Here is a 23,259-nt window from a genome sequence, read left to right as displayed (position 1 = left end):
CGGATCGACGATTCGGATCAGATCTTACGGGCGGAGGATAGCACTCGTTGCCCGCTCTTCCGACATCATGCGGCGGATCGAACTGCCCAGTTCCCTGCCGATGGATGCCAGCGTCTCCCGGTCCTCATCACTGATGAGGTTCCGCACTGTGCTGGCGACGTTCATTGCCCCGACAACCTCCCCCTTGGAGAGCAAAGGTATGCTCGCTATCGACAATAACCCATACCTCTCCGACCGTTCGGCGTTGATCTGGGCATAATTCTCCGCGATGATTGGTTCGCCCATGATGAACAAGGTGTCATAGGGCTTATGGTCGATCTCGACCGTTTGAACATCTTTCAGGAACTCCGGGTCGAGGTTCTTCGAGCAGACGACATTCGCCGTCCGTGCGGCATGGTCTACCAGATAGACACCTCCGGCGTCGAAGTCCAACAGCCTCAAGGTCTCCGACAATACAAAACCGAGCAGTTGCGGCAGGTCATCCGATTTATTTGCCGCCGAGATGATCCCGTTGAGGATGGAAAGCCTGGACGAATAACGTCGCAGCTCATTCTCGGCCTTCTTGCGCTCGGTGATGTCCCTCCCGATGCCGAGCACGCCGATCAGATTGCCGTTTGCATCGTACATCGGTGTCTTGATCACCTCAAGCAAGATGCGATGACCGCCGCTCATGGTCGCCCATTCTTCACTGCGGATCGGACCGCCTGTCTCCATCGCCTTGGCATCGTTCTCGCGGAAGAAATCGGCCTGCTCAGGAAGAACGAAATCGTGATCGGTCTTTCCCACAATCTCCGATTCTTTGGCCCCATACAGACGCCCCAACATCTTGTTACATGAGAGATATACGCCATCCTTATCCTTTAGCCAGATCAAGTCGGGGATGGCCTCGACCAAGGTCTGCAAACGAGTTGTGCTCTCATCCTTTGCCTCTTCCGCCTCTTTCAACTCGGTAAGATCCTCAATGATGGCAAGGATCGCCGGCGATCCATCCTCGATACCTTCCACCCGTTTCTCGTAAAGGCGAGCCCAGACAGTGGACCCATCTTTCCTAACGTATCTTTTGTCTATCTCGAAGCGGTCGATCTTGCCTGCAACCAGGTCCTTGAAAAGGGCAACGTTCCGCTCACGGTCATCGGGATGTGTGAATTCGGAGAAGGACTTCCTGGAGAATTCTTCCTCAGAATAACCGAAATGATCGAAAACCTGGTTGAAATCGCGAGGCCTGCCTTCCAGATCCAATGTCGCTATCCCCACCGGGGATTCGGTGAAGATCGCTCTGAACTTGCTTTCACTTTTCCTAAGGGCTTCCTCTGCATTTCTCTGTTCGGTCATATCTCTGCAGATGATCTGGAAACCGTGGAATTTGCCGCTTTTCCTTACGATCGACGAACGGATCTCCATCCACCGTTGACTGCCGTCCCTTCGGCGTATCTGTGACAGGACGGGACTCCCCAGTATTCCGTTCATCCTATCTCTCATCGTCCGTTGGAAAAATGCCAGATCGTCCGGGCTGAAGACCCCCAGGTCCGCGACCGTTCCACCGATGATCTCCTCCTTGTTCATCATCACCATCTTGGCCGCCGCGTGGTTGCAGTTCAGGATCCTGCCGTCCATACTAACCAGGGAAATTGCATCAGGATTGTCCTCGAACAGGGTACGGAACTCCGACTCGCTGTCGAGAAGGGCCGCCTCCGCCCGATGTCTTCTGACCACCATGCCAATGCGGTGATCAAGCTCCGCGAAGAGTGATCTGGAATCCCCTCCCTTCTGTAGATAGGCGTCTGCTCCGTTGTTGATCGCCTCTATGACGACGTCCTCTCTTCCTTTGCCTGTGAACAGAATGAAAGGGATCGAGTTCTCCGAGGCCCGGAGCGACTTAAGGAATTGGATCCCGTCCTCGACGGGCATCTGATAGTCCGATACGATCACGTCGTATCGTCCCCCCGCCATCTCCTCTCTGGCTTCTGCGGCAGAAGTGGCGACATCCACCTTTAGGTTCTCATTGAACTCCAGATAATCCTTGGTCAGGAACCGATGGCTGGTTCATCGTCAACAACCAATACCAGAATGGTACGAGGTGCATTCAAGCCCCTGTTGACCATATTCTCCGATATTCATTAGCTTCCAAGAGGGCAACAAATGACAGGAATAATGCGGTCCATCGAACTGCTCCGTGGCATCGTCTCATGATGAGCTGTCGTCGGACCAATCGACCTGGCCAGGCATCATGATCCCGATACGGACCACGGCCTGGCACGATATATCCTGCTCAACCGTTCAGCCTTGGTCCGATGAACTGGTAGACGATCAGGAACAGCACGAACAGGGCCAGGGCGATGGTTATCCGGGACACGTACCTGGCCCGCTGCTCCTCCGTCGCGTTCTTCCGGACCTTCTGCACAAAGGCGTCCAAACCGTCCTTGAACAGGAAACCTCCGTCCAGCGGGACCGCCGGCAGCACGTTCGTCATACCCACCATCAGGTTGATCCAGAACACCCAGTAGAGGATGTTCGCGGTGATCCAGAAGGCGTCGGCGCCGAACGGGGCGACCAGTCCGGTCGGGTGGAACAGCTCGGTGACCGGTGACTGCACTGGCGCTAGTCCGACGAACGGGAGCGATATGTAACGCAGCGTGTCGGTGATGAAGTCCCCCGGGCTCTGCATGTTCGCATAGGGCGAGGCAAGGCGTTGTGAAAGGACCTGGACATTGGCCACGCCAGCGCCGAGGTAGGCGCTGTTGATGCCCATGAATCCATAGTCCACGAAGCCGGACGGCACAACCGCGCCGGACGAACGCAGGTACTCGGCCCGGCTCAGCAGGGTGACGGTGTTGATGCTGCTCACGTTCTCGTAAGCGCGGGTGTCAGCATGGTACGACATCATGGTGACGTTGACCGTCTGTCCCCCGTGAGTGTTATGCAAGGCGACCCACAGATCGTTCTCGTTACGGATGGGCATGTCGTTCAGCGAGGAGATCAGCATACCGGACTGGATGCCGGCAGCATCGGCCGGATATCCCTTGGTCACGCTGGTGACCTGGACGCCCGAGAACATCGAGGAATTGTACTGACTGGACTTGAAATAATAGGACAGACTGACCGAGGAACCGGCGCTGGGAGCGGTGGCGTTCTGCCAGGAATAGATGTCGGTCACAGGCGAGCCGTTCACCGATACCACCTGGGCACCGAACTGAAGGCTGTTCATGGAGGCGATGCTGTTGTCACCGACGGTCACCACCACCGGCCCGTCCCGGACCGGTTCGACCGAGCTCAGCATGACCGACGAGAACAGTATGGCACATATGACCGCCAGGATGATGTTGGTCCCGGGACCGACCGCGTAGATGCTGGTGCGGCGCCTGCGGTCAGACTTGGTGATGGCCTCCTCGTCCGGTTCCACGAACGCCCCCAGCGGGATGACCAGGAACACGATGCCGAGGGATTTGATATCCATCTTGCCGACGCGGGTCAGTATGCCATGGGCGAACTCATGGAACACCACGGCCACGATCAGCCCTATGATGCCATACCAGATTGGTATGATCGGGTTGAGCCCGGGTATTCCCAGGATCATCTCCGGCCCAGGTGCCGAGGACGCCGGTATCTTGGAGACCAGTGTCGCCTCCCAGATCAGAAGCGACATCATGAAGATGGCCACCGCCAGGCAGATCCACTTGGCGGCCGCGGCGTAGACGAGCCAGAATCTCCTAAACTTGGAGAGCTTCTCGATGACCTTCTTTCCGCCTTCGGTGCGCCACATCAGGAAGATCATGCCCTGGGTGAAGTGGTACTTTGCCAGTATGCCCCTCTTGTTCAGAAGGTAGATGGCCGCGAAATAGACGATCACTACCAGCAGTACGATGACGTATTCTATCATCCAGAGCCTCTTTCTGCACTAACTACCATGTGCTATAAAAAATATCGTGGTTTTGAGTCGGACGGCGTATCACTTGCTTCTGTTCCAGCAATCATCCGGAACATCGTCGTAGGTGGCAGCGGCGTCATCCTTGTTTCGCAGAGCCGGGTCCTCCTTCATCGCCATCCGCTGGATCTGATCGGTCTTCAGGACCCAGTAATGGATACGCCAGAGCTTCCCCTTCTTCAGGTGGACCTCCTCCTGCCAGGTGGTGAGGAAACCTTCCTCCTCCAGCATGTAGAAGACGTCCCGGTCCTCGGAGGTCAGGCGGTTATCGATGGTCTGATCGGTGAATCCGAAAAAGCTCATCAGGTACTCTGCCAGCTTGGTTATGTCGCTCTCAGACATGCCCTTTTTGCCCAGAGTGTTGCCCAGAGCTAGGCACACTTCATTCATGCTCACGACCGTCAATACGTTCCCCAGGCCTGATGGCTTTTCTGCAAATAATACTTATGGATATTCTTCGGAGTCCAGCAGACCGCTCACCTACGGACCAGGCGCCCTTCCTCCCCCCATAGTTTGACATAAAGGAATATTTCGCCAATGATCAGACCGAATATGACGATGATCGGGAGGACCACCGACAGATCCCCCTGAAGCCTCCTCCATATCTCCAGTCCGACCATCACATCGGCGAAGAGACATCCCAGAAAGTACCATTCCCTGGCCCAGGAACTTACCAGCCAATCCTTCCAGTCTCTGTCCTTCCGGGAGGGGAAGGGAGCGTCCGGCAGATCGTCTTCCCATGACCCCTCTTCTTTCTCCTCCGGTCTGACCTTGATCCTTCTTTTGACCGCCATATGCTCTTTACCGCCTCAACGGAAGTGGCAGGCCACGAAGTGCCCGCCGCCCTTATCGATCAGCTGCGGCTCCATCTCTTCGCATATCCCCTCCCGGTACCGGCAACGGGTATGGAACCTGCATCCCGATGGAGGGTTCGCCGGGCTTGGGACATCGCCCGAAAGGACTATCTTGTTCCTTACGACCTCCGGGTCCGGCACCGGTATGACCGAGAGCAGTGCCTCCGTGTACGGATGCAGCGGATGGTTGAACAGCGCATCCTTGCTCGCCGACTCCACCACCTTGCCCAGGTACATGACGTTCACCCGGTCGCACATATAACGTATCGAGCTCAGATCGTGTGAGATGAACAGGAAGGTCAGGTTGAACTTTGTCTGGAGATCGTTCAGCATGTTCAGGATCTGAGCCTGGACGGAAACGTCCAGGGCCGATGTCGGCTCGTCCAGGACCACCAGGTCGGGGTTCAGGGCCAAGGCCCGGGCGACGCCGATCCTCTGCCTCTGGCCTCCGCTGAACTCGTGCGGATACCGGAACAGGTGGTCGGGGTTCAGGCCAACTGCCTCCATCAGCTGTTTCGCGATTTCCGTGGCCTCATCCCCCTTGGCGACGCCGTGTACGACCAGAGGTTCCGCCACCAGGTCCTTCACCAGCATCCTGGGGTCCAATGATGAGTATGGGTCCTGGAAGACGATCTGCATCTCCTTTCTTATCCTTCTCAGGGTCTCGGGATCCTTCTTGTCCAGGGCGTACTTCGCATTTATCGCTTCGAGCTCGACCTGTTCGGCGGACAGGTTCTTCTTCCTCTTCCGCCCTTCACCGGTGGGCATTCCGGAAGTGGCCTCTTCCAGCTCGAGGAGGCGCGTCCTGTCATTGGCCGGCATCTTGTAATAGACGTGGCCGCCGGTCGGCTTGGTCAACAGGAGCATGCACCTTCCGGTTGTGGTCTTTCCGCACCCGCTCTCGCCGACCAGTCCTACTGTCTCACCCCTCTTCAGCAGGATGTTCACATCATCGACCGCCTTCACGCTGGCTAACTGCTTGTTCAGCAGACCGCCGCGGATCGGGAAATACTTCTTGAGATGCCTGGCCTCTATCAGGATATCGTCGTCCATCAATCCCCGCCTCCATATAGATGGCACGCCACGAAGTGGCCTGCCCTAACCTCTTGCAGGTAAGGCTTCACGCTGCGGCATTTCTCCATGGCGTACGGGCAACGGGGATTGAAACGGCAGCCAGCCGGGGGTGTGATCAGGTTCGGGACGCTGCCCTCGATGGTCTCCAGGCGTTTGATGTCCGCATTTACCTTGGGGATGGAATTCAGCAGCCCTTGGGTGTAAGGATGGAGGGGTTCCTTGAAAAGGTCCATTTTACCGGCGATCTCTGCCATCGTACCGGCATACATCACCCCGACCCGATCGCAGGTCTCCGATACCACACCTAGGTTGTGGGTTATCAGAAGGATGGAAGTGCCCGTCTCCTCCTGGAGCTCTTTCATCAGCCTCAGGATCTGGGCCTGGATCGTAACGTCCAGAGCGGTCGTCGGCTCATCGGCGATCAGCAGTTGTGGCTTGCACGCCAATGCCATTGCGATCATCACCCTCTGCTGCATTCCCCCGGACAGTTCGAACGGGAATGAATTTATCACGTGGTCAGGGTCCGGGATGCGGACCAGCCTCAGCATCCTCTCCGCCCGGTCCACCGCCTCCGCCTTTATCGGTTTCTGGATCCTCCTTAGGATCGGCGTCCGGGAAATGATCCGGACGGACAGGTCGTTGGGATCCTTGATGTATCTCTTGAACGTCTTGACCTGGAATCCCATCTTCATCCTGGTCAGGTGCCGGAATGGTCTGCTGACGAAGCTGGAATCGCATTGAGGGCAACGGACGCTCTCATCGGTCACGATGGCCCTGCAATTGGAGCATTCGTATTCGCCCTTCTCCGTCCTGACCTTTTTGGCCCTCTTGAACGACTTGATATGGGCGATCTCCTCGTTCAGTTTCTCGATCGCTATTTCGTTTAGGCTTATCTTCTCGTGCTGCAGGATGATCTCATAGATCTGCTCGCCGGCCGTGAACACCGGGTTGAGGGCGCTCATCGGCTCCTGGAAGATCATGGAAATGTTCTTGCCCCGGATCTTCTGCATGAAGCCGATGCTTCTTTGAAGGATATCGTAACGCGAGTCCAGTTCCTGGAGCTCCTTGACCAACACGCCCAGTTCCGGATCGGAATCGGTCTTGCCGGATTCCCGCAGTCCCCTGATCTTCGAGTTCAGTTCGATCCTTCTCTCGGTCTCGATGATGTCCTGCTTCAACCTGGCGAGGTGCGGGTCGTCCTCAGGAAGGCCCGGATGTCCGGAAACATAATCTTTCACTTCTTGTTCCATGGCCTCCTTCCTTTCCGGAGTGGCCGATGGCCGAAGGAAGAATATCTTCCCGCTCTCTATCTTTCCTGGAGGCGACGGGATCAGTCGGAGAACGGTGTTGGCGGTGACGCTCTTGCCGCAGCCGGTCTCGCCCACCAACCCGAAGGTCTCCCCCTTCTTTATCCCGAATGTGATCCCGTCCAAGGCCTGGACGACACCGGACCTGGTATGGAAATGGACTCGTAGGTCCTCTATCTGCAACAGCATCTCGTCGTTCGGCATGAGCTCACCTCCTCAACCTGGGATCCATGATGTCCCGAAGCCCGTCACCCAGCAGATTGAATCCGATAACGAACAGGAAGATGGCAATACCGGGGAATGTCGCCACCCACCATGGGTGGATCACTTCTCCATTGTATAGGACTGGCTGACCGATGAAGAAGCTTTGACCATCGGCGACCATCTTCCCCCATTCGGCGGTGCCGCTGGGCGGACCGAAACCGATGAAGCTCAATGCGGCGGCCACCAGGACCACCGTTCCCATGTCCATGGTGGCAGCGACGAACATCGGAGAAAGCGAGTTCGGCACCACATGCCGGAACAGGATGCGGTTCTTCTTGGCCCCGATCGCCCTCGCCGCCTCCACGTAAGTGCTCTCCTTGATCGAGAGGACCTGGCCACGAATCAACCGGGCGTAGGAAGGCCACCAAGTGATGATCAATGAGAGCATGATATTGTTCAGACTTTCTTGATACGTGATACTCGAATGGCTCAACACCGCCACCACGGCCATTGTCAGGATCAGACCGGGTATGGAAAGGAAGACGTCGGTTATCCTCATCAGCACTTCGTCGACCCTGCCACCGTAATATCCGGCAACGGCACCGAGGACCACTCCGATGATCGCAGCTACGCCCACAACGAACAAGGCCGTATAGACAGAGGTCCTGGCCCCCCATACGATCCCGTAATAGAGGTCGACCCCGTTCTTTCCCAATCCCAAAGGATGCCCTGGTATTCCTGGCGGTGCCGGATCGAAGCCGGTCATCGGCATGGTGAGCGGATCCCTCTCATTGTAGGGCGGAGCCAGCACCGGGGCGAAGACGGCCATCAGTATTATGGCCAGTATGATACCGAGACCTACCATGGCCAGCGGGCTCCGCCTGAACATGAACATCGACTGGCGGAACTCCCTGACCCGGGGCCTCATAGCTTTCTTCAGTCCTTGGATCGATTTTCCTATCCTGTCGTTCAGCCCGATCCGATCGTTCTCGGCCATCTGAATCACTCCAGCCTGACCCGCGGGTCAAGATATGCGTAAAGTATGTCGACGACCAGATTTGAGAGAACGTAGATGAAGGCGATTATGATCGTGAATGCCAATATCGAAGAAGTTTCGTTCGAAGCGATCGCCTTGGTCGACCACTGTCCCATACCAGGCCAACCGTAGATGGTCTCGGTAAGCACGGCGCCTCCGAGCAAACCACCAAACGCAAGTCCGGTGACGGTGGTGGTGGGCACGAGGGCGTTCCTTCTCGCATGTTTCTTGATCACCACCTTTTCCGGTAATCCTTTCGAACGAGCGGTCTTTATGTAATCCTGCCCCAGCACTTCGAGCATGCTCGATCTCATGATCCTAGACAGGATGGCGATCGTCCCAAAGGCCAGCGTCAACGCCGGCAGGATCGCATGGATACAGACGTTCAAGAAGAAATCGAACTGTCCGCTGGCCAGTGTGTCGTAGAAGAGAAATCCAGAGTGAGAGGAAAGGGAAGACGTGGAGTAAGCGACAGCATCGTATCTGCCGCCAACAGGCAGCCACCCTAAATTCAGATAGAATATGAATTGCAGTATAAGGCCGAGCCAGAATATTGGCAGCGACACCCCCGATAATGCCACGATACGAGAGATGTGGTCCACCGGCTTGTCCTTCCTCACCGCCGATACGGTCCCCAAGGCGATGCCTATCACCACCGCCAAGGCCATGCTGACCATGGTCAGCTCGAATGTTGCAGGGAAATAATTGACAATAGCACTACTGACGGGAGCTCCGGCTGATTTTGAATAGCCCCAATCCCCCTTCAACAGCGGTTCCAGCCAATAGAAATATTGCGTGACTATGTCGTCATGCAGATGGAATGAATCCCGGAGCTTCTCGACATCCGCTGGGGTCATCCTGTTCGTTTGGTATGCCGCAGTAGGGTCACCGAAACGTGTCAGGGTAAAGACTAGAATCGTGACGCCGATCAGAACGGGAATCAAAAGAAGCAATCTTCTCGCAACAAATGTTCTCATCCTCATCCTTCATTCACCACGCAACGCCTATAAAGAATGTAAAATTAATATAAAGACTTTGGCTGATTGAGTATATTAAGTAACGATTTAATTTCTACCAGGATTGTCCTTGATATTGACCGGTGGCCAGTTTATAATTTGTCTAGCACATATAATTGTATAAAATATTCATTATATATAAAATAAAAAAAATTGAAAAGGTTTAAATAGTTTACTGCTCGGACTCACGCCTTGTACATCGGATAATAGTACAGTTGTGAGAACAACGCGTTGAAGTAGTATCCGTGCACCCAGCTCCGTTCTACGTGGAAGTTGTACGCCTGGCTAGTCCAGATGTAGTACGCGTTATCGTAGGCGGACATCGAGATATTGTGGTACAGCTCGGCCCTCAGTGTCGTGTTCGTTTCCGAACCGGCCTGTATGATCATCGCGTCGAGGGTCGTGTTCGCCAGCCCGATGGTGGTCGGATATGTTCCCAATGTGCTGTGCAGGAACGGCAGGACATAGTCATCCGCGTCCGAATAGTCTGGTGCCCATCCCAGGAAGAACGTGGCCAGCTGTCCTGCTCTCTGCGCTGGCAGGTAAGCAGTCGACCAGTCCAGACCCTGCACCTCAACGGTTATTGCGCCGTTGACAAGGTGCTGAGAGGTCAAGGCTTCCAGACCTGCCTTCATGTTGAGGCATGCCTTTTCACGGTCGTCATTGCCCTGGTTGAAGTACAGCTTCAGATCGAATCCGTCGTCAGCCCATGAATGGCCGGTCGCCGGATTGATGGCCGCCTTCAGGAACGTGGCCGCCTTGTTCAGGTCGAATGAATAGACCGGGATCGAGGCGTCATATTCCTGCATTCCCTTCGGGATCGGTCCGTTCGGCGTGAATCCAGTTCCCTTCATCACGTTGTCAATGTATGACGTATAATTGAACACGTTGGCAAATGCGCGCCTTATATTGACGTCCTTGAAGAAGTCGGTCGGGACATTCCCGTATGGCACCGTGTTGCTCGGATTGATCTTTTCGTTCAGACCGAGGAAGTCCATGTTGAACGTCAGGTTGCCGCTTCCGATCCGGTAATCCGGGTTGCCTTTCACTGCCAGCTGGCTGTCCCTCGGGACATATATGCAGTCCGCGTCTCCCGTCTGGAGCATCATCAGCCTGGTGGCGAATATGTCGAACTTCACGATGTGGACGAACTGCAGCTTTGCCGGGGTCCGCCAGTAGTTGTCGAACCTTTCGAGGTTGACAGACTGTCCCTTTTCCCATGAACCTAGTTTGAACGCTCCGGTTCCGGCCTCGTGGTCGTCCATGTAGTTGTTCCTTCCGAGGGTCGGGCTTCCGCCGTGGGCTTGGACGAACGAATCAGACACGACCGACGCCACCGTGAACGCCATGACCTTGTTGAATGCTGGGTATGGGGCGACCAGATGGAACGTGATCGTCATCGAGTTGTTCGACACGGTCATCGTATTGTCGAGCATTGCCTGGGTTATTACCACACCATCATTGGATATGTCCTGTGGTGACGTGGCATAATGAGATTGCTGATACAGCGGCAGAAGGTTGTTGCCCAACATCCACGCGGCGCTGTAGTAGTTATTCGATAGTAGCACCCTAGAGATAGAGTACTTGACATCGTTCGCGTCCATTATCGTTCCGTCGTGGAACATGACGTTCGGGCGGATATTGTAGGTATAGTTCTTCCCGTCCGCCGATATGAGGCCGTTCGCGTATGTCGGCACTTCCTTGGCGAGCATCGGGACCAGATCATTGGGGCTGGATCCGTTGAACCAAACCAGCGTCTCATAGACGTTCTGGATCACCTCTCCGCCTGCCGTCTCATAGTCATAGGCCGGATCGAACGATTCCGGGTCACCGGCGGTGGCCATTACGAACGTGTCCGGATTCTTGACCTTGCTTCCAGTGCCGCTGTTTGCCGCCTGTACGATGATGGTCTTCACGGCGCTCTGCTCGATGTCGTGGATACTGGTCACCTTAAGGGTGATGTACTGGACAGTTCCAGCGCCAGAGAAGGTCTTGTTGAACGTACCGGCTACCGATACGTTGCCGCTCTTGGAGGGAGACCTATCGGAGAAAGTCCAGGTGAGTGTCTTTATTGCATCCTGAGATAAGCCTGAAGACCACACTCCCCTGTGCGGAGGGTCCGTGGTATAGTTCCAGCCTGTCGCCGAATAGGACATGTCCCATGCGGCCGATCCGTTACCGTCAACAGTGATCTCCTTGCCTCCGGAGGCAATAACGTCGCTGCTCACGGCGATCAATGGGCTGGGGGCGGTTGTGTTGCCGCCAGTCGCAGGCTGCTGTAATGTCACTTTCACCGAGGCCGGTGATGCCCAGGTCCCTGCAGATGCACCTTTGTCGGTCTTAGCAACGAGAACAGCTAGGTAGTTACCAGGTAGTTGATATGTGTGAGTAACAGTTGGGGCTGTTGTGTACGCGACCGCCCCATCACCAAAATACCAAGTATAATTGTTGATGGATCCGTCGCTACTGCTGCTTCCATTCGCATTATATGTCACTGCCCCGCCTAGAGCGACGGATCCGGTATTGGCTCCGATCGCTACCGTAGGGGCCTTCGCACTCCCACTCGAAAGTGCCAAAGCAGCCAAAATGCCTGCCACGACGAGAACTGCTACCACAATTATGGCATACAATTTCTTGCGGCTTCCGCGTTTTGACACCTTGTCTTCCGGGAGGGGTCTATCCATTGAACCTTCCATATGCTTTCCTCCTTTCTCCCTTTTAGCAAAAAATCGGGAGATTGACTTTTCATATTAGAGTTGAAGCTATAAATAGCTTATCTGTTTTAAATCATAGTATTTTTGGTTATCCAGTATCTCAAATATGCATCGAACGATTTTGCAACCATATTTAAACGACAATGGTTATGATTATCAAAAAAAATAACGACACATTGCACTAATAAATTTCAATTAATGAACAAAGTGTCGGATTTGTTGACCCGGACATAGATTTATTTGGATGGCGGGTTTTCGAAAATATATCGATTTTAGGACAAATGCGTGACCAGTCGATCTTAACAAGCATTATATACTCCACTTGTGACGAATGAAATTAATGAAATTGCATTGAGTGGAAAGGATGCATGTCGGCATGAATAGCGAAGATGCCTCATTTGCACCGACATTTTCCATAGGGGAAAACATTTACGTCGGCATTGACCGATCAAAGATATTCCAAGATCAAGCCGTTCTTCATGACCATCTGTTCGATGATCCGCTCCGCCCATCTCAGTTTCTTGGCCTTGGTTTCAATCGATGAACCCGCCTTAGGTCTGGGATTGTGGAGATCGAACCCTATGAGCCTCAGGTTGCGGGTTCCGAAGTGCACGGCCAAGGCCACCGCTCTGTCTCCGTCCGTGAATCCCCCAAAGTCCCTCACCGAGGCGAACGGTTCGGACTGGGTGGTAAGCACCACTCGACCCTTGATGTTCGGGACAAAACTCTTCATGGCGGGGATGTTATCCCCGTGGGCGTGGACCACCATCACTGCTCCCCTGGAATTCGCCATGAGGTCGGAAACGACATCTCCATCCAAGTCCGTCACCACAAAATCGGGCACCTTGCCCTCATCCAATAGTAGCGCGGTCCCTGTCCCGACCGATAGGACCGTTCCCTTTAGAAGGTCGGCAAGATTCCCCCCGGAGAGAGGCGGGCCGGCAACAACACTGGCGCAATTTCCGAACATCCCGGTCAGGCATACATCGTCGCACTGAGGAGCATCCATGGCTAAAGAGGCCAGTTCCCTTGCCGCCCTCTCATCATCTTGCCTGGAATAACCGAAATCCTCGAGGATCCGTTCATAGACCGGTTCCCAGTCCCTGAACTCCATCCTTGACACCTCATGCTTCCGGATAACGGCTCTTTTCCGGATCTTCGTCCTTATTGATGGCCTCGCTCAAGGTCGTCTTCAGGTTGGTATTGATCAGACCGCTGAAACCCATGAGCAGGAATCCTGAGAGGATCTCCAGGAAGATGATGTTCTGGTTAAGGTGGGAATAGCCCAGGAAGAACAGGGAGGCGTCCAGCGAGCCCTGCACGATGAAGCTGATGGCGAACACCGTGACCGATATGACCAGATAGGCCCAGTAGACCTTCCCCGATGACAGATAATAATTGACGAACCGTCCCGTCTCGAACGAGAATATCGCGAATGCCCACATCCATAGCGTGGCGTTGGCGAACAGGAGGATCTTCTGCACGATGTCGATGTCCGGGTTGGCGTTGGCCGCCTCGACGCCGAAGAACAGACCGATGAACACCAGGGCTATGGTAAGTATGGCGAATGGGATCATCTGGCTGCCGGACCGGATGGCGCGACCCGTGCTCGTGTACCAGGATGCCACTCGATCGGCGACCTTGTAGGCGTAGACGATCATGTAGACGCCCAGGACCAGGGCGATGGAACCGAAGGCCATGTCCGATATGAGGCTGATCATGGTAGGGTCCATGTACAGTTCGACCAACTTCGGTAACAGGGCGAAGATGCCGAGCACTGTTAGGACCAATCCTATCGGGGTCAGCACTCGTTTGCGCACCTTGTCGTCCTGCATCATCTTGAGCAGGATGTAATAGGTTCCTTCGACGGTAGGGGCCTGTTTCACCCAGACGCGTCGGACCGAGTCCACTTTGACCCGGGAGAAGACCATTGGATAGATGAACTCGTCCTCCGCCCCGTCACTGACCAAAATAACCCTGTCCGGCTTGATCGTCCCCAGGACATTGTCTAACTGGGTGGCCAAGGCCAGGTCGGATTCGAAGCCGACCTTCGGGTCGCCGCAGATGGTGGCGACCTCCACGTCCATGCCCTTCTTTGCCATATCATCGTAAATGCTGAGCGCGGCGAGAACGGTATTTACGTCGCAGTCCTCTGGATCCTTCAGACCCAGTGCGAGGGCCGCCTCGAGGTTCTCCTCTCGGCCGACGAACGGACTGTTCATGCCCGCCTTGACCCCAAAATCGTCGTCTCTGTCCACACTGAGGACCAGTATCTTCATCTATCCGCTCCATCCAGGTGTTCGCTATATGAAGGTTTTGTCAAGCGTTCACCAATGGTAGGATCGAAGAACGCTGGCGTCCTTATATCTTTCCACGCCAGTCAGAACATCTGGATTATCACTGTGCGGAATGTGATGCAAAACAAATATAATAAGGAAGGGAATGTAACGACAAATGGATAGAAAGGCCGGATATAAGGAATGCCCCCGCTGCGGTCTTAGAAACAAACCGTCAGCTCTTCAATGCGATTTCTGTGGACTCAGGTTCATCGCAGGCGAAGATTGGGACGACAATATCCAGGCACTAGAAAAAATGGGAGATAGCGACGAGCGGGTCCTGGTAGACGAGGACGTTTCCAAGCGGATTGAGTCCACCATAGTGAAAAGGGACAAGATAAACACACCCGCAAAGGCTAGAGAACAGGAAAGGAACGATAACGATTATTACGTGAGGATGACGGAACCGGTCAAAAGCGTGCCTGCTCCGGTCGTCGCACCGCCTGAGTCTCCGGAAGAAGTGTCCGAGCCAGTGGTCAAAGAGACCCCTCTGGAGATCCGACAGCCAGAGCCGGTTCCAGAGCCCGTCATAGCCGCTCCGGCACCGGAAAAGATAATCATTCCAGAACCTCTACCAATCACGGTCACACCTGCATCAGAACCAATGCCTGAGACAAAGACCGAACCGGTTCCAGAGCCGAAACCGGTGAAGGAAAGGAAGGTCGTAAGGCGGGTGGTGAGACCGGTGCCCAAGGTGTTCACTCCGGCGAATAAACCCATGCGGAGGGTAGCGCTCGCTGCCGTTCTCGCTCTCGGCGCCATATCGTACCTGGTAGCCATCATGTTCGGCGATAGCACCATGGGCAGGGGAGGAGGTTGGGCCATGGTCACGCTCTCCTCGATGATGGTGGTCATCGGAGCGGTAGGTCTTTTGGTTCCGAAATCTCCGGCCAAGATGGCCTTCGCAGAAACCCCGGCACCGGAGGTCAAACCCAGCAGAGAAGTTCTTATCTGTCCAAAATGTCATGAGATGGTAAAGGTGACGGACAAGACCTGCCCCGATTGTGGCGCAGAGTTCCGGAGCGAGTGAAGGCGAGAAAATGAGGGTCACCTGGCACGGTCATTCATGTTTTGAAGTGAGAAATGGAGTAACGGTCGTCACCGATCCCCATGACGGGAAATCCCTAGGGGTCAAACCGCCGGTGGTAAAGGCGGATGTAGTCCTCATCAGCCATGAGCATTTCGATCACAATTGCGCACGCATCGTGAGGGGCGATTTCAAATGCGTCAGGGAGTCGGGACACCGGACCGAGAAAGGAGTCGACATATTGGGAGTCCCAGCATTCCACGACGATAGCAACGGTGCCAAACGGGGTAAGATCAATATCTTCCGTTTCACCCTGAACGGCGTCGTATTCTGTCATCTGGGCGATCTGGGCCATATGCTCGATCAAGAGACGATCGCCGCCCTCCAGCCGATCGACGTCCTGTTCCTGCCTGTTGGCGGAGTGTTCACCATCGACGGGAAACAGGCGCAGGAGCTCATAGGGATCTTAAAGCCGAAGGTGGCGGTTCCGATGCATTTCCGCATCGGCGGTCTGTCAATGTCCATCCATACCATCGACGAGTTCCTCGAGGGATTGCCGGAGGAAAAGGTGGTACGTGTGGGGAACGAGATCGAGTTCATGCCGGACGAGCTTCCGACGGAGACAGCATACTGGATATTCTCTCCTTGATGCAGAGACCGGTTGAAGCTGGATATGCAAACGATCCGATCCGCTGTTCGAGCGTTTGGGCCTCGGTCGTGACCTAATCTATCAGTTTCTTAACGCCCAGGACGATCAGCCCCGCACCTACCAGCATGAAGAAGGCCGAGAGGTACAGATCCACCGCGAGGGTGTTCGCCATACCTACATCATGTGGTGCCATCGCATAACCTAGGAGGGCAGATAGGCCGCCGACGAATATCAACCCCACAACCTTTTCGATACCGTCTTTTTGTCCCTTCATGATGGAGCGATTCCATTGATGAGATATCAAATCATCCCAGAACGAAATATTATTGGAAAAATAAAAATTATTACCTGGGACGATCTCAATAGATGCCCAGCGCGTCTTCGACCCGGCCCAGTTCGATCGGCGTGCTCCTGAATCCGACCGCGCCCCCTTTCGAGTTCGCGACGATGCAGGCGCCCACCATTCCCGAACCGTAGTTCAACGTACCGATGGCCGGCTTGACCTTAAGGACCGACTGCAGCACCTCGAACTCCGCCTTCGTGGATTCAGGGTGGCACAGCATGCCCTTGTTCGTGGCACAGCACATCGAACCGACGATGTTCTGACCGGCGACGGTGCCGGGAACGACCTCTACCTGGAGCGTCTCTGCTATCGCCGAGTACAGCGCCGGGTCGATCTCCGGGTTGATCAAAGCGCCCTTGTCGTTGACCAGGATGTTGTTGCCGGCGGCGTTGTAGCGGTCATCCAACCGAAAGACGGTCAGATGCTTGGACAGCATTTCGAGCTCCGCGTCGGAGGCCATGGACGCTACGATGGCTCCGTAGGAGTTCATCGCCACGAGCGCTCCGATCAGGTTGGTGCTGGCTATGTTCGTCTTAATGCACTTGACCTGTAGCGCGGTCTCCATGTCATTGACAAGGGTCTCGGACGAGTCGACCGGTATTAAAGAAATGTTCTCGTTGGCGCAGGAAAATACGCCAACGTATTGGTTTCCGTTGTAGCTCGACAGGTTTAACATGAATTTCCGAGCTTCACTGTTCCGGGAGAGAGACCTCTACCAGCCCATCCTCGAACTTGACCGCCTTGACCATGATCTTCGACGGTGGTTTTTGGATGCTCCGGTTCCAGATCGCTTCGTTGACCTTTGTGTCGATCCAGACGTTGCTCTCATCGGTCTTCATGTGCCTCATTATGTATGTCCTGATCTCAATGATGGCACGGTTGGCCCTCTGTGTGTAGGGAACGATCTTCATCTTCCTCAACGGGATAGTGAAGACAACTTCTTTCTCGCTCTCTTCTGCCATGTTGTCCCTACTCCTTTATCTTGCTGTATCTCCAAGACCTGCGCTTCGGGTGCCGGAGGAAAGTCCTGTTCGTTCGAAGCATGACCCAGGCAGGAACCCTCCTGTTCTGGTTCAGCTTCTTCATGAGCCTAATCTTCATTGCGCACGGTTTACTGTGTGACATTTCAAACCCTCTCAATAGTGATATCCCTTTTTTGGGGGGCTACCTTTCTCAGTATCGATTTTAGAGTCGGTTCATCGATCTGGCGGTTTATCTGTCCCGCCTGGACCAGACGTATGAGCTGATCTTCCACAGCTCTAGCGACGTCGGGATAGGCCATCTTTACCGTTGCGAGCCTGTCCCTGGCCTCTGGGGTAAGGATCTGCCGCATGATCGCCGCCTTTTGCTCGTCGACCTGCTTCTGTTGATCCTGTACCGCCGCCTGCTGGTCACGCTGTCTCTGCAACTCTGCCATCTTTCGCCGGCGTAGCTCCTCGAGTTCAGCGTCTTCCATCGATGTCACCCCTCACTGCTTGATACTGTCAGCCACTTCCTTGGCCACGCTGTCCAGCAGCGCTTGTCCCTTAGCAGACACGACCCTTCCGTTGTTCTTGTCCTTCTGGATAAGACCGGAGGTTTCCAGCTGCATCAGGCATTTCCTGGCAATAGACCTGCTGCCCTTCACTGCATGGTTTGGTCGGGAGCCACGGTCAGCAAACCCGCCGTACTCGGCGGATAATCTTGAAGTCCCGATCGGTCCCTTGATGTAGACCTTTCTTAGGACGGATGCTGCTCTAGTGTACCACCAATCAACTTGCAAGGGCGCCTTTTCAGTATGCCTTCCGGTCTTAACGAAGTCAGCCCACTCAGGAGGCGCGATCGTGTTGATCTCCTTGAGCTTGGTTGCTGTCTTCTCGATCAGCTTGTCGGAAGGTACGTCATATACCGTTACCATTTTTTCTACCTTCTTTGGCGAGCATTGGCTCGATGGCCTAGACTGCGCCGTTCGCCTCTAACAAGGTGGTTATATAAAAAGTCTTTCCCACGGTCTGGATGTATGGCCATCATCCCATCACCGCATAGGATAAAATACGGTCGAATCCCTTTGGAGCACCGTGAGATATGTCATCGCCGTGACCGGGGCGTCGGGCATCGCCTATGGGCTCAGGCTACTTGAATGCATCGAGGGAGAGAAGGTCCTCGTGCTGTCGGAGATGGGCAAACGGGTGCTGGTCGAGGAGACCCAAGAGAAGATCTATGACGTGGAACGCAAGGCCACCGTGGTCTACAGCGATGACGACCTTTTCGCGCCGATCGCCTCGGGCAGCTACAAGCATGACGGCATGGTAATCTGCCCCTGCTCCGAGTCGACCATGGGGAAGATCGCGTCCGGGATCGCGGACACGCTGATCACCCGGGCCGCGGCGGTCACCATGAAGGAAGGAAGAAGGCTGATAATCGTCCCCAGGGAGACGCCGGTCAGCGCGATCATGATCGAGAACGAACTTAAACTGGCGAGAGCGGGAGCGATAATCCTGCCGGCATCGCCCGGTTTCTACAGCAAGCCGACTACGGTGGCGGAGATGATCGACTTCGTCGTCGGGAAGATACTGGATCAACTGGGTCAGGAGAATTCCCTGTTCCATCGCTGGAACGAAGGCAAGCCCCAGTAGCTAGCTCTCAAGAAGCACACGATCTCATGGTACCAGTGACCTGCCTGTTACATCGTCCATAGCAATATGATGACATGAATTTCATCTCATTGTATCACGCTTTGTGTGTGAAGACCGAATTCTCAGCTCTGTTGACCATGCTCTAAATCACTTTCTTAGGGCCTGATCGGTTGGGCCGTCCGAGGTTTCCTTCCCTTCGGTAGGCTCGGTCCGGAAATTTGTCAGGGGCTTCAACCGTGCGGGCGCATACCAGTTCCACCTTCCCAACAGGGACATGACCGCCGGGACCAGGAAAATGCGGACGATGAACGAATCCAGCAGGATGGCGAACATCAGGGCGAACCCGAACTCCCTCAGCAGCATCCCCTGGGAGAGCATCATCGTGCCGAAGGCGGAGGCCATTATGAATCCGCAGGCGGTGATGATCCCGCCGGTCTTTTCGACCGATTCGACGATGGCGTCGTTGTTGGACCGGCCCCGGATCGTTTCCTCCCGGACCCTGGTGGTCAGAAGAATATCGTAATCCAGACCGAGGCCGAGACACACTACCAGCAGGACCATCGGAACGATCCATATGACCGACGCCCCCATCAGATACTGGAACAGCAGCATGGTCACCGACAAGGTCCAAGCGATGCTCACCAGTATAGTGACCAATGAACGCAGCGGACTGATGACCGAACGAAGCACGAACATGAGGACCAGGAATATGCCGGCGATCACCAGCACCGCGATCCAGCCGAAGTCCTGCTGGGTCATGACCGATACGTCGAAAGTTGAGGCCGTCCCGCCTGAGACATGGATCCCGTCGATCTCCGGACTGGCAGAATCGATCCGTTCCCCGATCTGCCTCATCGATCCGATACTGTCGACGGAGGCGCTTGAGAAGGGTCCGTCCACGAACGTCACCGTCAGCAGGACGCTCCGGTCATCTGATCCGACCATCGTCCGCATGTATTGGTCGTTCAGGATTGCTTCAAGGGAGGCGTTGCCGGAAACGTGCCGGTAGTCGATCGTCTCCCCATACGGTCTGGTGGGGCCGATCACGGACATCACGTTCGGCAGAGATGCCAGTTCGCCGGAGAGGTTCTCCACCGCATCCAACCCTGCGATGTCGTAACCTCCGGTGGAATTGAATATCTTACCGCTTAGCCCGACCCCCAGATAGGTGGGGATCACCTTGCCCCCGCCGAACCCGTCGGCCAGAACGCCCAGGCCCTGCTTCGATTGAGAATCGGGCATGGAGCTGATGTAATCGTAGCTGGTGTTCAATGTCAAGACCACATAGGTGGCCGGGACCGATATCAGCAGAGCGGCGATGACGATCGCCCTGGCATGCCGGATGGAGAACCGGGCGCTCCTGGTGAAGTACCCATGCGACGATCTCACGACCCTTATGCTGCCGATCTTGGAGGGCCAGAAGACTGAATCCCCCAGCTGCATGATGATGGCCGGCAGAAGAGTGAGCGACATCAGCAAGGCCACCGCGATCCCGATGGCCAGAGTACCCATCGACCTGAGGACGTCCAGACGGCCCACGGATAGCATGCCGAAACCGATGATGACGGTGGCTCCGCTGATGGCTATGGCCTCCCCGGCCCAGGTGACCGACGTTTCGATCGCCTTTACTTTGTCCTCGCCCCTCGATCTTTCCTCCCGGTAACGGGACAGTATGAAGATGCAGTAGTCGCAACCCGCCCCGAGCATCGAGGTGATCAGCAACGTCAGGACGTTGTAGTTCACCGCCAGAACGTAGGTGCCGATGAAGTAGACGGCTGAGAACGATATGCCCAGTGCCATCCCGATGACCATGGGCGGTATCGATGACGAAACGAACGAGCGGAAGAAGATGCCGATGAGCACTATCACCAGCAATATCGTGACCGGATCGATCCGGGCCAGGTCCTGGTCCATAGAAGTACGGATGTCTGAGCTTATGGCATCGGTGCCGGTGACATAGGCGGTGATGCCGGTCCCGTTCGTTCCCTGCGAGACCAGATCCCTTAAGGCTGCGACGTACGGCATTCCGCTGACCGAAATGCCGTTCTCGTCCGTCAAGGTCAGCGAAAGCAGCATCGTATCATTGGCCGGCACGTCCACGAACTCTCTGACCAGCGCCGGGGCGAGAAGGATCGGAAAATCGTCCAGGGTGCTGTTCCTCACCATCGTTTGAGCGAGCGAAGCGATCCGCGGTCCCGGGTCATCGCCATAGGAAATGACCTCGCGGACCACCCACGGCCGGGAGCCGGCCCTTTCCGCCACCAGGTCGGTGGTGAAAGCGGTCAGGGATGAGCTGTCCTGCCACCCCTCCCAGCCCAGCGTGTTGTATAGGGAGACCATCATTCCGCCTAGATCGGCTGGAAGCTGCCTGGCGGTGACCTTCACGTCACTGGTCACCAGCGAACGGAACTGTTCGGTGTCCGGAGCGGAATGGAATGAGCTCCATCCGGTGTAGAAGAGCGCGAAGTACCCCCGCGCCAGCTCCTTCTGGGGCTGCGACCAGGAAGAAATCATCTGTTCCAGTTCCTTCTCGAACTGCACCTCCACAAAACGGTCGGTGAGAGGCATCTCCCCAAAATTGTCCAGTGTGAAATTGGCTTTGACGGAGACAGACAAGGAACGTTCCTGTAAGGGCAGCCTTAGGAACGCATCCGTGTGCATCCATGCGGCAAAGCCGTTGTCCATTGCGGACTCGCTTCTCTTCGAGGGTGATGAGACCATGCCAGTGTCGTGTGCGGTGGCGTTCCATGCCGCAGCAAAGGCGCCGAGGAAAGTGCTCGCCGCTTGACGTTCGTTCGGGTCCATGGTGGTCGAATTGGCGAGAATGCCGTCGACGGACACCACGGTCGCATTGTAGGCATTGCCATCCTTCCAGCCGGTGGATGCTGAGGGTGACGTTGCATTCGCCATATTCCAATTGACGAGGTATGACGCAGGTATGCCGAATTCGACCGTTTGTATGTCCACGGTGTCGTTGTAGAGCGACCAGAAGGACAACGGAATTCCGAAGACCGTGTACCTGGTATCGTTTGCCAGACCGTATGCCGAGGGATAGCCGTCATATATCTGGGTCAGATAGGCCTCCGCATAGATCTCTGCCAAGGAGAATATCGAGGTCACCCGAACGCTGACGTTCGAACCGTCCGATGATATGAGCGCCATTCCTTCCAGCGACCGTTCCATGGCGATGACGGCATTGCGCACGTTCCCGTTGGTGACAGTGGGAGCGGCCAGGACAACGACCACAGAGCCTTGGTCGGTCACCTGGCCGAAGCGCTCCTCGATCCATTTCTCCGCCAGGGACGATTCCAGGGACTCCCGGCCGCTGCCGGAATTGTCCTCATACACGACCGCCTGGCTGGCCAGGGGCGCGAACCATATCAAGGCCAGGAAGATGAGGACCCAGATGACGATGATCTTGCGATGGTGACGGGTGACCGCCCTGCCCATCCTGCCAAAAATACTGGCCAATCACCGCCTCCTTAGCCGATAACCGGTCAGGCCAACACGCTATGGTGAGTTGAAGGTTTCGCAACGGTGATTGGCTTGTCTTTTCACCACATACACAGACTCGACCTGATTCTGGCCTTATGTGTCAATCGAAGCTGTAGTCCAGGAATTGAATGACGGGATATCCGTCGCTCGCATCCAACCATTTGAACGTCGGAGAGTGCTCGATCTGACGGATTCTCTAAGAATAGGTCAGCAGGGAGAACAAGAAAGCAGACCCAAGTCCAGAGGTGGACCGGATCGCAATCAACATGTTCAATGCGGTTGCCCATTTGGATTGTTCATTATTCGAGCCGTTTGGATCCGATTTCATCGATACTTCTTCACTATGGATCCCCTATACACTATCAGCAATGATGCGACGACGATGGCCAGTACAATCATTGTCGGAATCTTGGCATAAGGAGGATAATTTGAGGGATAGATGAGCCCGAGGATGGCTGAAGGTACCGTTATGATTATTGTCGATTGGACTCCGAGCATGATTCGCTGAAAAAGGTCGGTCCTCATTTCCCTCTTTGTCGCCATTATTGCATTTACACGCTCAAAGACCGAAGCGATCATGGGATCCAAGTTCTCAAAGTTATCATTCATTAACTGATATGGCTCATCGGCATGGGAAGGCTGGGAAGGAATGACCTTGTTTCTCAGG

General features: G+C 55.2%; 22 protein-coding genes. 3 read left to right on the top strand and 19 right to left on the bottom strand.

From position 1 onward, the window contains the following. Positions 1–24: 24 nt before the first annotated feature. From VGK23_03840 to VGK23_03790, 11 genes are all read right to left on the bottom strand, one after another. On the bottom strand, positions 25–2,028 hold the full coding sequence (locus VGK23_03840; protein HEY3419663.1) for a PAS domain S-box protein: 2,004 nt from the start codon (positions 2,026–2,028) through the stop codon (positions 25–27). A 241-nt stretch (positions 2,029–2,269) separates the two neighbouring features. Beyond that, on the bottom strand, positions 2,270–3,877 hold the full coding sequence (locus VGK23_03835; protein ID HEY3419662.1) for a site-2 protease family protein: 1,608 nt from the start codon (positions 3,875–3,877) through the stop codon (positions 2,270–2,272). A 69-nt stretch (positions 3,878–3,946) separates the two neighbouring features. Next, complete coding sequence (locus VGK23_03830) at positions 3,947–4,312, bottom strand: DUF6015 family protein (protein HEY3419661.1); 366 nt, start codon at positions 4,310–4,312, stop codon at positions 3,947–3,949. Positions 4,313–4,398: 86 nt separating this feature from the next. After that, complete coding sequence (locus tag VGK23_03825) at positions 4,399–4,716, bottom strand: hypothetical protein (protein ID HEY3419660.1); 318 nt, start codon at positions 4,714–4,716, stop codon at positions 4,399–4,401. A gap of 15 nt (positions 4,717–4,731) precedes the next feature. After that, the gene (locus VGK23_03820) at positions 4,732–5,829 is read right to left on the bottom strand and encodes an oligopeptide/dipeptide ABC transporter ATP-binding protein (protein ID HEY3419659.1); all 1,098 of its coding nucleotides are present in this window, start codon (positions 5,827–5,829) and stop codon (positions 4,732–4,734) included. After that, positions 5,829–7,361: an ABC transporter ATP-binding protein gene (locus VGK23_03815; protein ID HEY3419658.1), complete on the bottom strand. Its 1,533-nt coding sequence runs from the start codon at positions 7,359–7,361 to the stop codon at positions 5,829–5,831. The genes VGK23_03820 and VGK23_03815 overlap by 1 nt, the downstream gene beginning before the upstream one ends. Positions 7,362–7,365: 4 nt before the next feature. Further along, the gene (locus VGK23_03810) at positions 7,366–8,358 is read right to left on the bottom strand and encodes an ABC transporter permease (protein HEY3419657.1); all 993 of its coding nucleotides are present in this window, start codon (positions 8,356–8,358) and stop codon (positions 7,366–7,368) included. Positions 8,359–8,363: 5 nt separating this feature from the next. After that, on the bottom strand, positions 8,364–9,380 hold the full coding sequence (locus tag VGK23_03805) for an ABC transporter permease (protein HEY3419656.1): 1,017 nt from the start codon (positions 9,378–9,380) through the stop codon (positions 8,364–8,366). A 218-nt stretch (positions 9,381–9,598) separates the two neighbouring features. Continuing rightward, positions 9,599–12,097: an ABC transporter substrate-binding protein gene (locus tag VGK23_03800; protein HEY3419655.1), complete on the bottom strand. Its 2,499-nt coding sequence runs from the start codon at positions 12,095–12,097 to the stop codon at positions 9,599–9,601. Positions 12,098–12,575: 478 nt separating this feature from the next. Further along, complete coding sequence (locus tag VGK23_03795; GenBank protein ID HEY3419654.1) at positions 12,576–13,241, bottom strand: 6-hydroxymethylpterin diphosphokinase MptE-like protein; 666 nt, start codon at positions 13,239–13,241, stop codon at positions 12,576–12,578. Between the two features lie 10 nt (positions 13,242–13,251). Beyond that, positions 13,252–14,406 carry a DUF373 family protein gene (locus VGK23_03790; GenBank protein ID HEY3419653.1) on the bottom strand — a complete coding sequence of 385 codons (1,155 nt, stop codon included), beginning with the start codon at positions 14,404–14,406 and terminating at the stop codon, positions 13,252–13,254. 175 nt (positions 14,407–14,581) lie between these two features. On the opposite strand from VGK23_03790, the gene VGK23_03785 reads away from it, so the two are divergent. Together VGK23_03785 and VGK23_03780 are read left to right on the top strand one after the other, a co-directional pair. Further along, on the top strand, positions 14,582–15,493 hold the full coding sequence (locus tag VGK23_03785) for a hypothetical protein (protein HEY3419652.1): 912 nt from the start codon (positions 14,582–14,584) through the stop codon (positions 15,491–15,493). 10 nt (positions 15,494–15,503) lie between these two features. Continuing rightward, complete coding sequence (locus VGK23_03780; protein ID HEY3419651.1) at positions 15,504–16,139, top strand: MBL fold metallo-hydrolase; 636 nt, start codon at positions 15,504–15,506, stop codon at positions 16,137–16,139. 73 nt (positions 16,140–16,212) lie between these two features. Here the strand turns inward: VGK23_03780 and VGK23_03775 are convergent, their stop codons facing one another. The 6 genes from VGK23_03775 to VGK23_03750 form a co-directional block, all read right to left on the bottom strand. Next, positions 16,213–16,413, bottom strand: a complete 201-nt coding sequence (locus VGK23_03775; GenBank protein HEY3419650.1) for a hypothetical protein — start codon at positions 16,411–16,413, stop codon at positions 16,213–16,215. Between the two features lie 85 nt (positions 16,414–16,498). Continuing rightward, a complete protein-coding gene (locus VGK23_03770; protein ID HEY3419649.1) occupies positions 16,499–17,158 on the bottom strand; it encodes a translation initiation factor IF-6 in 660 nt (219 codons plus the stop codon). Positions 17,159–17,171: 13 nt separating this feature from the next. After that, positions 17,172–17,444, bottom strand: a complete 273-nt coding sequence (locus VGK23_03765) for a 50S ribosomal protein L31e (GenBank protein HEY3419648.1) — start codon at positions 17,442–17,444, stop codon at positions 17,172–17,174. Between the two features lie 7 nt (positions 17,445–17,451). Further along, entirely contained in the window at positions 17,452–17,607 is a 156-nt protein-coding gene (locus tag VGK23_03760) for a 50S ribosomal protein L39e (protein ID HEY3419647.1), read from the bottom strand. Position 17,608: 1 nt separating this feature from the next. Beyond that, entirely contained in the window at positions 17,609–17,938 is a 330-nt protein-coding gene (locus VGK23_03755) for a DNA-binding protein (protein HEY3419646.1), read from the bottom strand. A 12-nt stretch (positions 17,939–17,950) separates the two neighbouring features. After that, positions 17,951–18,379, bottom strand: coding sequence for a 30S ribosomal protein S19e (locus tag VGK23_03750; GenBank protein HEY3419645.1), 429 nt, complete (start codon positions 18,377–18,379; stop codon positions 17,951–17,953). Positions 18,380–18,539: 160 nt separating this feature from the next. On the opposite strand from VGK23_03750, the gene VGK23_03745 reads away from it, so the two are divergent. Further along, positions 18,540–19,097, top strand: coding sequence for a UbiX family flavin prenyltransferase (locus VGK23_03745; GenBank protein HEY3419644.1), 558 nt, complete (start codon positions 18,540–18,542; stop codon positions 19,095–19,097). Positions 19,098–19,244: 147 nt separating this feature from the next. On the opposite strand, the gene VGK23_03740 is transcribed toward VGK23_03745, so the two are convergent. Both VGK23_03740 and VGK23_03735 read right to left on the bottom strand, forming a co-directional pair. Continuing rightward, complete coding sequence (locus tag VGK23_03740) at positions 19,245–22,568, bottom strand: MMPL family transporter (protein HEY3419643.1); 3,324 nt, start codon at positions 22,566–22,568, stop codon at positions 19,245–19,247. Positions 22,569–22,916: 348 nt separating this feature from the next. After that, on the bottom strand, positions 22,917–23,259 hold a 343-nt coding region (locus VGK23_03735; protein ID HEY3419642.1), incomplete at its 5' end, for a hypothetical protein.

This window comes from Methanomassiliicoccales archaeon (genome assembly GCA_036504055.1).
In the GTDB taxonomy this organism is placed as follows: domain Archaea; phylum Thermoplasmatota; class Thermoplasmata; order Methanomassiliicoccales; family UBA472; genus DASXVU01.
The sequence above is the reverse complement of the archived record's forward strand: the minus strand, read 5'-3'. Positions and strand labels throughout refer to the sequence as shown.

Bases quoted from the DNA above. Each gene is read 5' to 3' on its own strand.
- VGK23_03770 (HEY3419649.1), bottom strand. From the start codon at position 17,158: ATGTTAAACCTGTCGAGCTACAACGGAAACCAATACGTTGGCGTATTT.
- VGK23_03820 (HEY3419659.1), bottom strand. From the start codon at position 5,829: ATGGACGACGATATCCTGATAGAGGCCAGGCATCTCAAGAAGTATTTC.
- VGK23_03805 (HEY3419656.1), bottom strand. From the start codon at position 9,380: ATGAGGATGAGAACATTTGTTGCGAGAAGATTGCTTCTTTTGATTCCC.
- VGK23_03750 (HEY3419645.1), bottom strand. From the start codon at position 18,379: ATGGTAACGGTATATGACGTACCTTCCGACAAGCTGATCGAGAAGACA.
- VGK23_03775 (HEY3419650.1), bottom strand. From the start codon at position 16,413: ATGAAGGGACAAAAAGACGGTATCGAAAAGGTTGTGGGGTTGATATTC.
- VGK23_03760 (HEY3419647.1), bottom strand. From the start codon at position 17,607: ATGTCACACAGTAAACCGTGCGCAATGAAGATTAGGCTCATGAAGAAG.
- VGK23_03755 (HEY3419646.1), bottom strand. From the start codon at position 17,938: ATGGAAGACGCTGAACTCGAGGAGCTACGCCGGCGAAAGATGGCAGAG.
- VGK23_03765 (HEY3419648.1), bottom strand. From the start codon at position 17,444: ATGGCAGAAGAGAGCGAGAAAGAAGTTGTCTTCACTATCCCGTTGAGG.
- VGK23_03810 (HEY3419657.1), bottom strand. From the start codon at position 8,358: ATGGCCGAGAACGATCGGATCGGGCTGAACGACAGGATAGGAAAATCG.
- VGK23_03825 (HEY3419660.1), bottom strand. From the start codon at position 4,716: ATGGCGGTCAAAAGAAGGATCAAGGTCAGACCGGAGGAGAAAGAAGAG.
- VGK23_03795 (HEY3419654.1), bottom strand. From the start codon at position 13,241: ATGGAGTTCAGGGACTGGGAACCGGTCTATGAACGGATCCTCGAGGAT.
- VGK23_03815 (HEY3419658.1), bottom strand. From the start codon at position 7,361: ATGCCGAACGACGAGATGCTGTTGCAGATAGAGGACCTACGAGTCCAT.
- VGK23_03830 (HEY3419661.1), bottom strand. From the start codon at position 4,312: ATGAATGAAGTGTGCCTAGCTCTGGGCAACACTCTGGGCAAAAAGGGC.
- VGK23_03800 (HEY3419655.1), bottom strand. From the start codon at position 12,097: ATGGATAGACCCCTCCCGGAAGACAAGGTGTCAAAACGCGGAAGCCGC.
- VGK23_03790 (HEY3419653.1), bottom strand. From the start codon at position 14,406: ATGAAGATACTGGTCCTCAGTGTGGACAGAGACGACGATTTTGGGGTC.
- VGK23_03780 (HEY3419651.1), top strand. From the start codon at position 15,504: ATGAGGGTCACCTGGCACGGTCATTCATGTTTTGAAGTGAGAAATGGA.
- VGK23_03785 (HEY3419652.1), top strand. From the start codon at position 14,582: ATGGATAGAAAGGCCGGATATAAGGAATGCCCCCGCTGCGGTCTTAGA.
- VGK23_03835 (HEY3419662.1), bottom strand. From the start codon at position 3,877: ATGATAGAATACGTCATCGTACTGCTGGTAGTGATCGTCTATTTCGCG.